This window comes from Dyadobacter psychrophilus (assembly GCF_900167945.1).
In the GTDB taxonomy this organism is placed as follows: domain Bacteria; phylum Bacteroidota; class Bacteroidia; order Cytophagales; family Spirosomataceae; genus Dyadobacter; species Dyadobacter psychrophilus.
Map to the genome: position 1 here is coordinate 57959 of NZ_FUZA01000011.1, position 16945 is coordinate 74903.

Annotated in this window: 16 protein-coding genes; 15 read left to right on the forward strand and 1 reads right to left on the reverse strand. The window is 45.4% G+C overall.

What is annotated here, in order from left to right; translation table 11 throughout:
• The first annotated feature begins 10 nt into the window (after positions 1–10).
• The 15 genes from B5X68_RS26415 to B5X68_RS26485 all read left to right on the forward strand — a co-directional run bounded on the left by B5X68_RS26415 (position 11) and on the right by B5X68_RS26485 (position 15934).
• Entirely contained in the window at positions 11–685 is a 675-nt protein-coding gene (locus B5X68_RS26415) for a conjugal transfer protein TraI (protein WP_082217774.1), read from the forward strand.
• A gap of 7 nt (positions 686–692) precedes the next feature.
• A complete protein-coding gene (locus B5X68_RS26420; RefSeq protein WP_082217775.1) occupies positions 693–1334 on the forward strand; it encodes a hypothetical protein in 642 nt (213 codons plus the stop codon).
• A 13-nt stretch (positions 1335–1347) separates the two neighbouring features.
• A complete protein-coding gene (locus B5X68_RS26425; RefSeq protein WP_082217776.1) occupies positions 1348–1986 on the forward strand; it encodes a hypothetical protein in 639 nt (212 codons plus the stop codon).
• A 10-nt stretch (positions 1987–1996) separates the two neighbouring features.
• Entirely contained in the window at positions 1997–3097 is a 1101-nt protein-coding gene (gene traJ, locus B5X68_RS26430; protein ID WP_082217777.1) for a conjugative transposon protein TraJ, read from the forward strand.
• A 27-nt stretch (positions 3098–3124) separates the two neighbouring features.
• Positions 3125–3742 (forward strand): conjugative transposon protein TraK, encoded by a 618-nt coding sequence (gene traK, locus B5X68_RS26435; protein ID WP_082217778.1) that lies wholly within the window; start codon positions 3125–3127, stop codon positions 3740–3742.
• Positions 3743–3745: 3 nt separating this feature from the next.
• Entirely contained in the window at positions 3746–4144 is a 399-nt protein-coding gene (locus tag B5X68_RS26440) for a hypothetical protein (RefSeq protein ID WP_082217779.1), read from the forward strand.
• Between the two features lie 5 nt (positions 4145–4149).
• Entirely contained in the window at positions 4150–5475 is a 1326-nt protein-coding gene (traM, locus tag B5X68_RS26445) for a conjugative transposon protein TraM (RefSeq protein ID WP_082217780.1), read from the forward strand.
• Positions 5476–5608: 133 nt separating this feature from the next.
• Complete coding sequence (gene traN, locus B5X68_RS26450; RefSeq protein WP_170916736.1) at positions 5609–6370, forward strand: conjugative transposon protein TraN; 762 nt, start codon at positions 5609–5611, stop codon at positions 6368–6370.
• Positions 6371–6391: 21 nt separating this feature from the next.
• Positions 6392–7156, forward strand: a complete 765-nt coding sequence (locus B5X68_RS26455; protein ID WP_082217782.1) for a hypothetical protein — start codon at positions 6392–6394, stop codon at positions 7154–7156.
• Positions 7157–8113: 957 nt separating this feature from the next.
• Positions 8114–9814 (forward strand): group II intron reverse transcriptase/maturase, encoded by a 1701-nt coding sequence (gene ltrA, locus B5X68_RS26460; RefSeq protein WP_082217783.1) that lies wholly within the window; start codon positions 8114–8116, stop codon positions 9812–9814.
• On the forward strand, positions 9811–10653 hold the full coding sequence (locus tag B5X68_RS26465; protein WP_082217784.1) for a DUF8464 domain-containing protein: 843 nt from the start codon (positions 9811–9813) through the stop codon (positions 10651–10653). The genes ltrA and B5X68_RS26465 overlap by 4 nt, the downstream gene beginning before the upstream one ends.
• A gap of 65 nt (positions 10654–10718) precedes the next feature.
• The gene (locus B5X68_RS26470) at positions 10719–11099 is read left to right on the forward strand and encodes a hypothetical protein (RefSeq protein WP_082217785.1); all 381 of its coding nucleotides are present in this window, start codon (positions 10719–10721) and stop codon (positions 11097–11099) included.
• Complete coding sequence (locus B5X68_RS26475; RefSeq protein WP_082217786.1) at positions 11087–12361, forward strand: relaxase/mobilization nuclease domain-containing protein; 1275 nt, start codon at positions 11087–11089, stop codon at positions 12359–12361. The genes B5X68_RS26470 and B5X68_RS26475 overlap by 13 nt, the downstream gene beginning before the upstream one ends.
• Positions 12362–12371: 10 nt before the next feature.
• The gene (gene mobC, locus B5X68_RS26480) at positions 12372–14360 is read left to right on the forward strand and encodes a conjugal transfer protein MobC (protein WP_082217787.1); all 1989 of its coding nucleotides are present in this window, start codon (positions 12372–12374) and stop codon (positions 14358–14360) included.
• 674 nt (positions 14361–15034) lie between these two features.
• Complete coding sequence (locus B5X68_RS26485) at positions 15035–15934, forward strand: SH3 domain-containing protein (RefSeq protein WP_141110428.1); 900 nt, start codon at positions 15035–15037, stop codon at positions 15932–15934.
• Between the two features lie 697 nt (positions 15935–16631).
• Here B5X68_RS26485 and B5X68_RS26495 read toward each other — a convergent pair.
• Positions 16632–16945 (reverse strand): integrase core domain-containing protein (locus B5X68_RS26495; protein ID WP_141110429.1); only part of this gene is annotated, 314 nt, incomplete at its 5' end.

A 16945-nucleotide genomic window follows, 5' to 3' on the forward strand; every position in this document is an offset into this window, starting at 1 on the left:
ATGACCGTAAGTGAAAAAGCATGTCTTTTATATCTTGATTATGGCCGCGGCATTAGCACCTGTTCAGAGCGCTAAGGCGGCTAATCCCTGGGCTGCCATCATTGAGGCTGCCATTAAAAAAGTAGTCAAGGCCGTTGACCTAATGATCCAAAGGAGACAGAACCGAGTTATCCGGCTTCAAAATGCCCAGAAGGCTTTGGAGAACGCAATGGCCAAGCTCAAATTGGAGCAGATCGCAGACTGGGTCAAAAAGCAAAGGGACCTTTACAGAGAGTACTATCAGGAGCTAAAAAAAGTCAAGGCTGTAATTGCCTATTACTTCCGCATAAAGGAGATTGCTGAGAAAAATGCTAGGCTTGTCGATGAGTACCGAAGGGTGTGGGGCTTGATCGAAAACGACGAGAATTTCACGGCCCGGGAGCTGGCATACATCCATCAGGTCTATGTGGGTATCCTGGAAACTTCGGCAAAGAACCTGGATCTTTTGGCAGTAATCGTAAGGTCTTTCACCACGCAGATGAGTGATGCCGCCCGGCTTGAGATCATCGAAAAGGCGGGCAGGCAGGTCGATGAAAACCTGAGTGATCTCAATACTTTCAATAGGGAGAACATGCTGTTAAGCGTTAGCCGAAGCAAAACAGCACATGAAGCTCAGGTGGTCAGAAAGCTTTATGGCATCCAGTGATCAAGTCATGAAAATCACGATGATACTAACAATCTTTTGGCTGTCGGCTGGTGCGGTCCATGCTCAAAAATTCAAGGAGTGGTTTCGGCAAAAGAAAACGCAGAAACAGTATCTAATCGAGCAGATTGCCCAGTACCGGGTTTATCTGGAGCTACTTGAAAAAGGCTACAAGATCACAAAGCAAGGCCTTCAAACGGTCCATGACATCAAAAACGGGGAGTTTAAGCTCCATAAAAATTACATGGATTCCCTGCGCATTGTCGGCACCCAGGTTAGTAGCTATAAGAAGATCAAGTTGATAGAAGTCCTGTATGCTGAGATAAAAGCGGTCACTGCCACCTCGGAACACAGGCTTTCCGGTAGTGGGTATTTAAATGGGCAAGAACTTGGCTACGCCCGGTCGGTTTATAGCAGGCTGTTAGTAGACTGCCAGCAAATAACAGACGCTTTGAAAGATGTAACCCGAGACGGGCCGCTTTCGATGAGCGATAATCAGCGCTTTAGGCGTATCGATTTGCTCTTGGATCAGATGGAGTCCAATTACAGTTTTGCCATAGCTTTCAGCAGTGAAGCCATGGTGCTGGCAGCGTCCAGAGTTAGGGAGGCCGATGATATTAAAACCAGACGGGCAATCACTGATGCCCACTAACTAGCAGTTTAATATGAAAAAAATACTTTTAGCGCTCATGCTGGCCCTAACACTGCCGGCATCCTTTAACGGCGCCTGTGGGCAGACTGCCGAAGTAACTCAGCTGATTCTAAACATTGAAAAGCTCAACCAGCTCCGAAAAATCCTTCAGGAACTAAAAGATGGCTATCAGATCTTAGTAAAGGGCTATGACACGATCCGCGATCTTTCCCGGGGGAATTTCAAACTGCATGAAGCCTTTCTGGACGGGCTATTAGAGGTGAGCCCGGCGGTGAAAAACTACAAGCGGGTGGCTGATATCGTCCGTTTTCAGCTGCTGTTGGTAGAAGAATATCAAACGGCTTTTGGTCGGCTAAGCTCCACGGACTACTTCAACCAAGATGAGCTCAATTATATGTCCAGAGTGTATTCGCGCTTAATCAACCAGAGCCTTAACAACTTGGAGGCCCTGACGATGGTGCTGACAGCCAAAAAGCTTCGCATGTCAGATGATGAAAGGCTCTCTGTTATCGATCAGATCTACGAGGATATGCAGCAAAAATTACAGTTTTTAAGGCACTTCAATGCTACCGCCTCGGTTCTGGCACTCCAAAGAGGCAAACAGGCAAACGATGTAGAAATGATAAAGAAACTATACGATGTGCAGCCATAACTTATTTACAATGAAAAAGTCTGTTGCAGCAATTCTTATATCTGTTCTGCTTCCGCAGCTGGTCTCAGCCCAGGGCTTTCCAGAACAGATCAGCGGGCTGCACGGTGTGCTCGATGAGCTCTATGCAGAGATGATCCCTTTATGTAGTAAGCTGATCAGTGTGGGCCGTGGAATCGCTGGGTTTGCAGCGATCTGGTATATCGCCTCGCGGATCTGGCGCCATTTGGCCGCTGCCGAGCCCATTGATTTTTATCCGCTGCTCAGACCATTTGTGCTAGGCTTTGCCATCTTGATCTTCCCCTCGGTGCTGGCTCTGATTAACGGGATAATGTCACCGGCCGTGCGGGCTACCTCATCGATGGTCAAAGGCTCCAATGATGCCATTGCGATGCTTTTAAAAAAGAAAGAGGAAGCCATCAAAAAGACCGATGCCTGGCAGATGTATGTGGGCGCGGCCGGGGCCGGTGACCGCGACAAATGGTACAAGTACACGCACGGCAATGAGCATACTTCCGGCGACGGGATTTTTAACAGCATCGGAAATGACATCAAATTCTCTATGGCCAAGGCCTCCTATAATTTTCGTAACTCGATTAAGGAATGGATGAGCGAGGTGCTCAGAGTGCTTTTCGAGGCGGCCGCCCTCTGCATCAACACGATCCGAACCTTTCATTTGGTGGTGCTGGCCATCATCGGGCCCATTGCATTCGGCATCGCCGTCTTTGACGGCTTTCAGCATACGCTTACCGGCTGGATTGCGCGCTACATCAACATATACCTCTGGCTGCCGGTGGCCAATATATTCGGGGCCATCATCGGAAGAATACAGCAGAAAATGATTGCTTTGGATATCCGGCAGGTTCAGGATATGGGCGAGAGCTTTTTCAGTGCGACCGATATGGCCTACCTGATATTTCTCATCATTGGCATTGTGGGTTATTTCTCAGTGCCCTCCGTGGCCAATTACATCATCCATGCCGGTGGCGGCAATGCACTGCTCTACAAAGTAACAAGCCTTTTTGCCAGTACGGCCACTGGTGTTGGTAACAAGGCCTTTCCTGCGGGTGGAGGTTTTGGGGCATTTCCCAAAAACCAGCAAAATAGGTCTTGATCATAGCCAGCTAACGACAACAAAATCATGTTTACAAAAGCAAAAAATATAGACACCGCTTTCCGTCATGTCAGGAGCCTTACGCTGGTGGTCATCATTGCAAGTGCCACTTTGTGCTGCTTTGCGCTCTTTAAAAGCTATGAGATGGTGCAGGCCGCCCACAGCAAAGTTTATATCCTTGCCAACGGAAAAGTACTCGATGCGTATGCATCTGAGCGCAAAGAGAACATTCCCGTTGAAGCAAGGGATCATGTGGCAACTTTTCACCGCTTCTTTTTTAGTCTCGACCCAGATGACAAAGTGATCCAGTCCAATGTGGTCAAAGCGCTCTACCTGGCCGATGCTTCCGCCAAAGCGCAGTATGAAAACCTGAAAGAATCAGGGTTTTACACCAGCATCATTTCCGGAAATATCAGCCAGCAGATCCAGATAGACAGCGTGCAGATCAATACCGATGCCTACCCATACTATTTCAATTGCACGGCAAGTCAGCGCATCATCCGCGCCACCAGCATTGTGACCAGAAGACTAATCACGGAAGGTTACCTGCGTAGTGTGACGCGCAGCGACAACAATCCGCACGGCTTTCTCATCGAGCGGTGGACAACGCTTGAAAACAAAGATGTAAACATTCAAAACCGTTGAGCTATGTTTTATCCATTTAAACCAGATAGACGGCCCAGGCAATCTAGTGGCGATGCGGGCACCGATCAGCTAGCTACCAGGATTTTTCACAAATCACTAAAACTGCAAAGAAAATACGCAGATTATTTAAGTGAGAAAGCAAAGAGGTTGCCCGGCAAAACCCTTAAAACAACGCTGATAGCCATGGCCATTGCCGCAGGCTCATATTGCCTGTTTCTGATTGCATGTGGTGTTTTAGGCAAGCCAGCCGGCCATGTTTTCCAAAGTGTAATAACAGAGCGGCCGCCTGCCAGCCAGGCGGCAACCCGCCAAGCAAAAGAGCAGGTTTTTAACGCCTACCTAGACAGCCTTGAAAAGGCATTCATCCGTGACAGTATCAATCAGTCCAACCCCAAAAAATAACGATTATGAAATCAACAAACCATTCTCAGCAGTTTCTGCGGCAACGAAAGTTTTATACCTACCTGCCACTGCTTGTTTTGCCTTTTATGACGCTACTTTTCTGGGCACTGGTAGCCAGAAGAGCAAAGGGCAGTGACCACCCTCAACCCGCCCAGCGCGCTGGGCTGATGATGAGCCTTCCCGAGGCCTTTTTTAAGGAAGATAAAGCCCTTAACAAGCTAAGCTATTATCAGAAGGCAGATGCTGATTCTGCCAGGCTAAGAGAGCTGATAGCAAAAGACCCCTATTATCAGGACACACTTGCGACCCGTGAGGAAGGCTGGCCAGTGTCGAGCATACAAGGCATTGACGGGCCAGCTAAGGGGCGAAAAAGAAATCCGGGCCTACCCAAAAAGCTAGCTAGCCAGGATTCGCACCAGGCGCGTGTGCGTCAGAAAATCAGTGAGTTAAATACCGTTTTAAACAAGACATCGCAGCCTGAATTCAAAATGCAGCAAGAGGCTGCTTCTTTAAGCGAAACGACTGAAATGCCAGCTGCTGAAATGCAGAGGCTGCAAGAGCTCATGTCGGGACTGCAAAGCGAGCCGCAATCCGGTCAGGAGGACGCCGAAATCAGAGAGCTCAATACCATGCTGGAAAAGATCCTGGATATTCAGCACCCCGAGCGGATGGCAGAAAAGACCAGACAGCAGTCACAGCAGAACAAGGACCGGCTTTACCCGGTAACATTGAATCAAAATGAAGATCCAATATCGCTATTAGACACCGATGCTCTAACCGATTCGGTTGGTCAAAACCCGGCATTAGTCACAACATTTGAACAGAGTGGTTTTTTCTCGCTGGATGAGCCGGTACAGTCAGGGTCCCAAAATGCGATACAGGCCGTTGTGGCCGAAACACAGACGCTGGTAACGGGAGCAACAGTGAAGCTCAGATTGACAAGCGATGTCTACATTTCGGGCGTGCTGATTCCGAAAGAGAGCTTTATCTACGGAACCGCTTCATTAAATCAGGAGCGTTTGATTGTCAAAATCGAGTCGGTAAGACACGAAAACTTTATTTTTCCTGTGAAGCTCTCGGTTTACGATCTGGATGGGATTTCTGGAATCTATATCCCTGGGGCCATCAGCAGGGATGTATCCAAACAGTCGTTAAGCCAGAATGTACAGGGACTCAACATTGACACCTTCCAGCCGTCTCTTGGGGCGCAGTTGGCAGATGCAGGTATTCAAACGGCTAAAAATCTTGCGGGAAAAAAAGCCAGATTGATCCGCGTCACTGTCAAGGCAGGGTATCAGGTACTCCTTAAAGATGAGAATTCAAACACTTGAAAGCGGCATCATATAATCCCTTTCTAACAGGCTATATCGCCATTAAAACGAATACACGATGAACAAATTAAGGAGAATACTGTCAGTAGTCCTGCTGATTGTAAGCGGAAGAGCACTTTCGCAGGACGTGCAGATGTCTGTAATTGAACCCTTACCGCTGGAAATCACCTTGCATAAAACCACCAACCTAATTTTTCCATTTGAGATTAAAAGCGTCGATAAGGGCAGTCGGGATATTTTGGCACAGAAGACAAAGGGCGTAGCCAATATACTTCAACTAAAAGCGGCTAAGGCTGATTTTGTTCAGACAAACCTAACTGTTGTATGTGCGGAAGGCAAACTATATTCATTTACCGTTAATTATGCGCCAGAGCCAGAACGGCTCAATATCGAGTTTGCCGCTAAAAAGGCGCATCCGGATGCATATTTCGAAAACGGAATCAATCAGGCAGAAATCCAGCAGCTATCTGAAAGCATCCTTGCCCAGAGAAATCAGCTGAAAGGGCCCAGTGATAAGCATCATAAGGTTCAGATTGAGTTGAATGGCATTTATGTGCATAACGATATGATTTTCTATCGACTCGAAATGGAAAACAGATCCCCGATCAGGTACCAAATTCAAGATATCCGCTTCTTTATCCGTGATAGAGAACCGGCAAAGCGGTCAGCCGTGCAGCAGACCGAAACAAAACCATTTTATGTACATGGTGATACGGCAATGATCAAAGGCGAATCCAAACACATCTTCATCTTCGCTCTTCCCAAGTTCACCTTAGAAGATAAAAAGTACATGGCCGTACAAATGATGGAAAAAAATGGCGGCCGCCATATGCTACTCAAAGTCAATAACAGAACAATCACAAAGGCTAAGCCGATATCTGGCCAATCCATTTAGCTACACTAAAACATCAATCCGATGAATCAGAGAAACTTGGACTACCTGAAAGATCAGGTAAAATATGCTGGATTTGGCCAGCAGCTGCAGGCGCAGCTAGAAGAGAACGTTCGAAAGCAGCTTCCTGAATTTGCCCTACGTGACCAGCGAATCTTTGAAGGCAAGGAGCTTGCATTGGCCCTGCACTTTAAGCGGTCAGAACATAGTGACATGTATTTTTTTAACAGCTACATGGCTTCGTTGAAAAAGGCTGGCCAAGACCAAAAAGTTAACCAGTCCTTTGCCCTGGCTTCTCCATATGCAATTACTTTAAAAGAGGCATTCAATTTAATGGATGGAAGAGCAGTAAATAAGGACATAACCGATAAAGAAGGTAAGATTTACAACGCTTGGCTGCAGCTGGATTTTAAGAACGTGGATGCCAATGGTAATTATAAGTTTAGACAATTTCACCAAAATTATGGCTTTGATCTCGAAAGATCGCTGTCTAACCTTGCAATCAAAGAACTCGGTGAGCCCCTTCAGAAAGATAAGCTGCTGGCTTCTTTGAGAAGGGGCAATAGGCAGCAAGTCAGCCTGTTAGGCGGAGATAAAGAGCTAAAAGTCTTCGTTGAGGCAAGCCCCCAGTTTAAGGCGATTATCCTCACTGATCAGAGCGCTCGAAAACTTAGCCAAAATCTGAACGCCTCTCAGCAAGTCACTAAATCAGCTCAAAAGTCCTTGGGTCAGCAGAAGGGGCAAGGCGTAAAGTCGCAAAAGAGAAAAGGGCTTTCTATCAATCCCTAGCGCGACTCACAAATAGGCCCAGGGCTGGGGTTCAATTCCTTGAAATGATGGTGGCTGTAAAAGAAGAAGTACTGTTTAGCAAGCGGCTATTGCCGCCATAGTTTGCAAAGACCTTAAAAGCTCAATCAGCCGGTCAGTAAGGCGCCGACATGGATTTTGGAAAACAGCATCTTTCTTTGAAGCAGATTAAGGAAATCGACATGGTTGATTATCTGTCTGCTCTGGGGCACGAGCCCGTTCATATACGCAATTCCGATCACTGGTATCATTCCCCGCTGCGGGAAGAAAGCACACCATCTTTTAAAATTAACCGTAGCCTGAACAGGTGGTTTGATTTTGGGGTGCGACACGATGTCGCTTAATTAAGTGATTAACAGATTGTTAATCCCGGCAAGTGTCCAAAGCCGGTTCCCACTTTTCACATGGGGGACGAGTAATTGTCCCTTGTGGAGCTGAAATGAAAGCCTAAGAATATACCAACCATCAGGAAGAATCGGGCAAGGGAAAGACTGGACGGATGAACGCAAGTGAACCTCATAAGCCTCGTCACGTACGAACATCGGGGAGATGGTGATTTACCGATGTGCTGGGTTAGGTAATATCTATTCCGTGAGATGTTACAAAGACATAATCTATCCCAAAGGATTATGTTAGGACACCGACAACCCCGGGGCATGAAGAGGCATCCTCGCCAGTCGCATCTTAATTATGCGGAACGTGGTAAACCCGATGGAGTCCCGTGAAAATGGGTAGGTAAACCGTAAGGGGCACGGAATTCTCCAGGGGGAAATGGAGGTCCCGAGAAGCGAACGCTGCCAGCCGAAAGGCAACAGGAATACATAACTGGGCAGATAGGGCTGCAACAAGCAGAGATGCCCAACCTGAAAGGGTGCTGACGCGGGACTGGTGGATTTCTTGAATAAAAGTGGTAAAGGTTTTTAATCAAAGGAAAGTTAGATGCAAGGCGACTTAGCAAACGGAACAGAGAGACAGCAAATGAATTGGTACTCCATAGATTGGAGGAAGACCAATCGTGCCGTTAGAAACCTGAGACAACGGATTTTCAAGGCAGCAAAAGCAGGCGAACACGACAAAGTTCGTCAGTTACAAAAACTCATGTTGCGCAGCTTTTCCAACACATTGGAAAGTGTGAGGAGAGTTACGCAGGTAAATGCTGGTAAAAATACTGCCGGGATGGACAAGGTCATTGTCAAGACGGCAAAAGGGAAAAGTGAGCTTGCACAAACCGTGCAGTTACAACAACCCTGGCGAATTCATCCAGCCCGGAGGGTGTACATACCAAAGGCCAACGGTAAGCAGCGTCCATTAGGTATTCCGACAATCATGGACAGGGTTCACCAAGCCCGTGTTAAGAACGCTCTGGAACCCGAATGGGAATCACGCTTCGAGGGATGCAGTCACGGTTTTAGGCCGGGACGAGGATGCCATGATGCCATCATGCACGTATACTCTTTCAGTAAAGCAGCAAGCAGAAGAAAATGGGTCGTGGACGCTGACATCAAGGGAGCCTTCGATAACATCAGCCATGATTTTTTGCTCAAGGCGATTGGAAATTTTCCTGCAAAGGAGCTTATTAGACAATGGCTGAAAGCAGGTTATGTTGACAAGAATGTCTTCTATGAAACAAGCGCGGGAACTCCCCAAGGGGGAATCGTCAGCCCTTTACTCGCGAACATTGCTTTGCATGGACTGGAGGAGGGTATAGGTGTCCGCAGGAGGGGAACCAGTGGCCCGGTAAGTACCCGTGCACTGGTGAGGTATGCAGATGATTTTCTTATCTTCTGCGATACCCGTGAAATTGCGGAGAGAACAATACCTGAAGTGAATGCATGGCTATCTGAGCGTGGACTGGCATTGTCGGAGGAAAAGACAAGGATCGTTCATATCACGGAAGGGTTCGATTTCCTCGGTTTCAATATAAGGCACTACCGCAACAGCTCCTCGAAAACTGGCTGGAAACCCTTGGTAAAACCAAGCAAACAATCGATACAGAAACTCAAAGACCGATTCAGGGATGAATGGAAAAGGATGCACGGCTCTAATGCATTGGCGGTTATTCATCAAATGACTCCAATCATAAGAGGCTGGGCAAATTATTTCAGGATTGGTAACTCGAAAGAAGCCTTTAAAAATCTGGACATGTACATGCTCCACAAGGCCATAAGATGGGCCAAGCGGCAGCAACGAAACAAGTCATGGAAGAGCATTACAGGCAAATATTGGGGACAATTCAATTCCAAGCGGAAAGACAAATGGGTTTTTGGCGATAAGGAATCCGGAATCTATCTGAAAAAGTTTGCATGGTGTTCTATCAAACGCCACGTGATGGTGCAACGGACAGCATCAAAGGATGATCCCTCATTGCGGAGCTACTGGTTGAATAGAGAGTTCAGAAAACTCTCTACAGTAACCAAAGGCAAAAGTACGATGATGGCAAACCAGCGATGCATGTGTCCGGTATGTGGAGAGTTCCTGTTAAACGGTGAAGAAGTTCACGACCACCATTTGATAATGGATAAAACCGACCCACAAAGAGAGCACATGGGAAACCGGAGATTGGTACACCTATACTGCCACCAGCAGCTACATCTATCCGAAATTATTAAAGAATCAATAAAACGGGAGGTCACATCATGAGTAAGAAGCTGCTTTACAATCCGCTTGAGCCGTATGCGGTGAAAGCCGCACGTACGGTTCTGAGGGGGGAAGGGATTAGTAATAATCCCGACCTACCCGACGTAGGCCAGGGTGGCAACCTAATTGATTTTGGGATCGAGTACTTCCGATGCTCAGTAAGTGATTTTCTTGAAAAGATTAATGTCGGTAAGGCAGTGATACACAAATCACCGCGTAGAATCCTTTCCAGTGAGCCTGCTCGGAATGAAAGCAAATTAAAGATTCTCAGCGTCAAGCCTTTATTTTCGTTAGCCCTTTTTCAGTATTTGTCTAAGAGAGCAATAAGCGCCGATCTGGCAGAAAAGCATTGCCAGCAGGTATATTTTGAGTTATCAGGCAAACCATATTTTGCAATCGGCTTCAAAAATGATTCAGGAGGATATGAACTGCGTAACGCTTTTTTAAAAATATCGAGCACGCCAAAGGATATTACAACAATTGATAACAGTTCAAGCCGGGTCTGCGTGTTTGAGGGCTTTTTTGATTTTTTGTCCTATAAGGCTATGCATGCACAAAGCCAACTGCCTGACCAAAGCTACATGGTGCTAAATTCCATCGCGTTGTTTAATAAAGCACTGCCAAAACTGCGGACCTACGACCAGGTGCAGCTGTTTTTAGACTGCGACCGCCCGGGTCAGCAGTTGACCCGGCAGGCTATGGCTAGTGACCCGCGTTTTGAGGATGCAAGCGGATTTTACAAGGATTACAAGGACATCAACGAATGGCTTATTTCTAAGCAGAACCCCCAGCAAAAAAAGCCAAGCATCCAAAAAAGGCCTACTCGCTTCGATGAGCTTTAAGGCGCATTGCAGGGCAGTACTTGGATTTGGCCTTGGAAACTTCTAGAAATTAAACTGATTTAGCAATGAAGGATCAAAGTGAATTACGAAGTAAAAAGCTGACACTTTGTTTGAATAAAGGAGAATACCACTTTTTGCTAGACGGCTTTCAGAAAACAACCTGCCGAAATCTTGGCGAGTACATCCGAAAGATGGTTCTGTCAAAACCCCTCAAAGTCAATGTTCGAAACCAGTCTTTGGACGAGCTGATGGGCGAGCTCATTAAACTGCGTATCGATTTAAACCGGGTTGCCGACAACTTTGAGATATCATTCCGGGCCCAAGGCAGTTCTGACCAGGCAGTAGGCACGCGGCAGGAGCTTTCAGCTGAACATACCAAGATGCTTTCACTGGTTGAGCAAATAAAAGATCAAATCACCCAGGGGGCAAAGAAATGGTTGCAATAATAAAAACATCGAATTCGATCCGGCGAAGCTTTTACTATAATGAAAGCAAAGTTAAGCAAGGGCTTGCCGAGTGCATTGGCGCTGGCCACTACCCTTGTAGCCCGGGAGAGCTCTCGGAAAAGCAGCGCCTGAATATGCTGCTTAGACTGGCCGCCCTCAATGAGAATGTGCAGCGCAATAGCGTTCACATATCACTAAATTTTCACCCCGATGATGTACTTTCAAAAAAGCAGCTGTGCGAAATTGCAAGGCATTATATGAATAGCATTGGCTTTGAGCATCAGCCATTTCTAATTTACCAGCACAAGGATGCGGCACATCCGCATTTACACCTCGTCTCGGTTGTTGTCAGAGCCGACGGTAGCCGGATTGCTACCCATAACAATGCAAAGGATCTCTCAGAGCTTGCCCGCATGCACTTAGAGCAGCAATATGGGCTTGTGGCAGCCCGGCTGCCTACCAGGGAGCAACTTATACCGGCCGTAAGCGCCCGGCGGGTTATTTACGGCAAAGCTGCTACAAAACGCTCGATTAGCCAGGTACTTGATGTGGTCGTGCCAAACTTTAAATATTCATCACTTCAAGAGTTAAACGCAGTCCTGGGTCAATACAACATTGTCGTCGAAGCGCAAAGCCGGCAAGGCGGAAGTGGTCTACTCTACCGAATTACGGATGAGCATGGCCGGCGCCTGGGTGTTCCTATCAATGCAAGCGATTTGGATAGCAAGCCAACACTGATAAATTTGTCGAAGCGTTTTGAGCAGAATAAAGAAGCAAAATTTCGTGCCCTGGCGCGGATGCGCAGTACCGTGCAGCTGGCCATGCTCAAAACGAGGTCAATGAATTCGCCGGCTTTCCTTTCAGGGGAGCTTAAAAAGGATGGAATTAACATGGTCCTAAAGAAAAGCCGCCAAGGGTTAATCACAGAAATCTTCTATGTAGATTTCGGCAGCAGATGTGTTTTCAGTCAACAGGATCTGGCCCAGAAACACAGTGCAAGGATAGCCATTGATAATTACGATCAGCATTCTGGCGCGAACAAAGTCCCGCCATTGAACCAGCAGGCTGGAAAAGAATCCGGACCTGGGTTTGTCCAAGATGGCCAAACTGCTGGGCCATACTGGATCGATACGGCTGATAAGCACTCTCTCTTGGATCCAACAAGCAGGCTTTTTGAGCCTGTGCCAGCCAACAATTATACACCATGGCAGCTTCGAAAATCACGTAAAAAGAAGCAGAAAAAAATGTTGCATCACCTTTAAATTTTACGCCATGGTTACCAATACAGGTGAAAACGAACAGGCTCTGAGGCGGATCCTGGATATGAGCCGTTTGATAAGTCTTGCTTTGCTTGGGCTGCATTTCTACTACTACTGCTATCAAGCTTTTGCAAGCTGGAAGTTGACAAGCCCATTTTCAGACAGGATTCTTTCAAATATTGTCCAGACGGGTCTATTTTCATTCTTTAATAAGACCAAACTGATTTGCTTGGTTTTCGTCTTTGTTGCTCTGCTGGGAGCGAAGGGAAGAAAAACGGAAAGCCATACTCTTAAACCGTCAGTAATATTAATTGCCTTAGGCTTACTAATATTCTTTTGCAGTTCATGGGTGTTTACTTTTGGCAATAGGTGGGCAGAAGTATCTGCGCTGTACATGGGCCTGACCCTTACTGGATTTCTATTGATTCTATCAGGTGGAGCGACCCTGTCTAGGGTAATCCGCGACAAATTAGGCCAGAACGACATTTTCAACCACGAAAATGAAACCTTTCCACAGCAGGAACTGCTTCTTGAAAACGAATACTCAATTAACTTGCCGGCAAGCTATAAGCTTAAAGGCAAAATTCGGCAGAGTTGGATCAATATTATAAACCCTTTCCGCGGACTATTGATTGCCGGCTCGCCGGGCTCGGGTAAGACGTTTTTTGTTATTCGTCATGTAATTACCCAGCATATCAAAAAGGGCTTCTGCATTTTTCTTTACGATTTCAAATATGATGATCTCTCCAAGATTGCTTACAACACTTTTCTGCAGACGAAAGACAACCTGGGTGTGAATCTTAAATTTTACTCGATAAATTTCGACGATCTTTCCCGCTCTCACCGGTGCAATCCGCTGGACCCTGATACGCTTACTGATATAGCAGACGCTGCCGAGTCGGCTCGAACTATACTGATGGGCCTAAACCGGGAATGGGTCAAGCGGCAAGGCGACTTTTTTGTCGAGTCACCTATTAATTTTCTGACTGCCGTAATTTGGTTTTTAAGGAAATATCAAAACGGGATCTTTTGTACACTGCCGCATGTGATAGAATTGATGCAGATCGACCATGAAAAACTATTTTCAATCCTAAGAACACAAAAGCAGATTGAGGTGCTGATAAATCCTTTTATATCTGCGTTTTTAAACGAGGCCAACCAGCAGCTGGAAGGCCAAATCGCATCTGCTCAGATCGCCATGGCCCGCCTGTCTTCTCCAAGCCTCTATTATGTACTCTCGGGAAACGATTTCACATTAGACATTAACAACCCTAAAGACCCTAAAATCGTCTGTATCGGCAACAATCCACAGAAAATTCTTTCTTACGGCGCAGTCATCTCATTATATGTTACAAGGCTGATCAATCAAGTCAATCGCAAAAATAGACTTAAAAGCAGTTTAATATTTGATGAATTTCCTACCATATATCTTAACCATATAGACACTCTGATTGCTACGGCTCGCCAAAATAAAGTGGCCACCACGATTGGTGTTCAGGATTTTAGCCAGCTAAGGAAAGATTATGGAAGAGAAATGGCCGATGTCATAACCAATGTAGCAGGTAATATCATTAGTGGGCAAGTCACCGGCGATACTGCAAAGCTGCTTTCGGAGCGGTTTGGAAGAATTATGCAGGACAGGACAAGTTATTCGATCAATAGTAAGGATACCTCTATCAGCCGCTCTAAGCAACTGGACTCAGCTGTACCTGCCTCAAAGATTTCATCACTGAGCTCAGGAGAATTTGTGGGTGTAGTTGCTGATACGCCAGATCAAAAAATCGAGCTAAAGGCCTTTCATTGCCAGATAATAAACCAGCAAGATCCTACCTCAAAAAACCGCGAAAGACAACAAGATATCCCCATTGTTCGTAAGCTGGATGAAGGCATTATTGAGCGTAACTTCATGCAAATTAAAGACGATGTGCAGGGTTTGGTATTTTCAGAAATGCAAAGGCTGCTGGATGATCCAGAGCTGAGCCACTTGGTTGTTAGTAAATAATGCTCAATGGCGCCGGCAAGGAATGAGAAACAATGCGATGACCTTAAAAGAGCCATTAATTCGAAAATAACTGGGGCGCAAATCTAACTGTTAATCAGAGGGTCGTTGGTTCGAGCCCAACTTAGGGAATCTGAAAATGAAGTACTTAGCATTAATTTGCTAGGTGCTTTTTTCTTTAGTTGCAATAAAAGTTGCAATAGTTAATATTGCTCCCTACTTATTTATCTGCTGTCAGACAGTCTAACTTTCTAATATAATTCCATGAGCTCTCGCTTTGCGAGTCGCTTCGCAGGAAACACCCCTAGAAGATATCGCGATAAGTCCAGTGCCTGCGTGTCCTCTTTCCTTGTTTTAAGCTCGCGAATCTAAGCAACTTCCGATTTTCTACCTCGGTCCCGGCATTCCAAAACAACTAAAAATCCGCGGAGCCCACTTTTGTTTTAACGGTACCGTCTACTTTGATGGACGAGCCTGTGTCATAAAGGACATCGGGCCTCTTAACTATAGCAGTTTCACCTGATATCTTTTGCTCAAATTCCGAGACAATCTCTTCAAGCTTTTTCCAGTCCTTTTTTCATTACGAGGTTATTGGGTTCTCTGCGAATGTACAAACACAATTTCCAATTGCCGACATTTGGAAGCAACGCCCATCAGTAAGATAGACCTAAAGAAAAATGAAAACTATTTTTATATTCGTTAGGATTATGGAAAGATTGCCAGCTAAAACACATTCCCTCTCAAATATGAAAGTCTGTTACGTCGCAATTGTCTGTACTTGGCTACTTATTTCTTGTTCCAGTGGCGATCAACAAAAAAATGGATCTATTGCAGAGGACCAAAAGCCAGGGGAAGAGCTTTTAGGCATCAGTCAGGACGAAGTATTCCTTCTCAAAACTCCAAAGGACAAAACTTCAAAAATCATAAACCAGAAAGCTACGGAAGCACTACACGAGACCCACTATATATCAGTGGACAAATCTGTAAAGGTAAAGGTGCTTGAAAAAGAGAACGGTTGGTCCAAAGTTCAGGTGGTAGAACCTGATTGGCTGCAAGACACTCATATAGGATGGATAGAAGATAATTATCTGAGTAATTTTGAGGCGCTTAATCCAACGAGAGGTACACCAATTAAGCTTACAGCTTTTGCCAGTATTGAACCGTTACGCACGAGCTTATCTAGTAACGGAATAGGCCAATTACACTCGTGGAAGCATGTTGACGGGGGAGATTGGCAGTCAATCACAGATTATTTCGAAATTGGGCAAGAGAGTAACGATTACGGGCTAAGAAACAATTTGGCGTACTATCTAACAAGTTCTGAGGAGAGTTTTGCAGAGTCGCTGGAATTAGTGTTGAATATTAATGTTCCTTCCGAGGGCGAATACGCGAGTAAGCAAATGAAAACGCTCGTTAATAAAACTTTCAAATCTTTGAACCAGCCTATTCCCTCGGGCCTTCTCAAATCGGTGAGCCGCCAATCGAGATTTACATTTGAAAATGAAAGAATGACGGTAACTCTGAAGCCAGAAAAAAGCAGAATTATGACACTGATCTTGGAAATTAATACCAAGTGATCATCAGACTGGAACGGTGAGGCTCTGAGTTATTCCAAAGATGTTAAAAGCAATAGATTTTAGACATGTTCAGGCAGGCTTGAAGCAACGAAAATAGATGATTATTGTTGCGCATAGATTAAGTACAGTAAAAAATGCAGACCAAATTATCGTTATGGAAAAAGGAGAGGTTGTCGAGATAGGTAATCATCGCGACTTGATTTTGAAAGAGGGCAGTTATTTTAGATTGGTTAGTAATCAGCTAGAACTAGCAAGAGGTTGATTAAATGACAGTTTAGATTAGTTTAATTATGCCTAACTCATCTACTTTTCATGAGCTTCACAGCACAGAAGTTCAAGATTTAATAAGTCGCCAACCGGCTTGGGTTATTCGCTGGGGTGTTACATTGCTTTTCATTGTATTTACTATTCTATTAATTGCTTCATGGATCATTAAATATCCGGATGTTGTTTCAACTTCATTTATTCTGAGTGCAAATGATGCTCCCAGAAAAGTCATTTCTAGGGGTGATGGAAAAATAACCAAAATGTTAGTCCGAGATGGCCAGCTGGTAAAAAAGGGTCAGATTTTAGCTTACGGGGAGAGTATAGCCGATCCGCTGAATGTATTAGAAATCGAAGAAAGTCTAACTTCAATTTATGCTCAGGTTGTACGTGTAGGCTTCCCCTTTTTAGAGCGGTGTAGTTTTAGATTCGGTTATAAATTGTTCGCAATTAATTCTTCTTTTTTCATGGCATCTTCCGTTAGTAGTAGGCGCTTTTGATTCGGAGTTAGCCCCTTCATTGATCGGTGCGGGTGCTTGCTGTTGTAAGTGTCGAGCCATTTATCCGATAGAATTCGCAGCTGCTCCAAAGAATCAAAAAAGTAAGCATTCAGCACGTCTTCACGATATGTTCTGTTCAGTCGTTCATTAAATCCGTTCTGCATCGGTTTGCCTGGTTGAATGAATTTTTGCTCAATTTGCTTTTTCTCGCACCATTTGGCCAGTTTCTTGCTTATAAATTCCGGCC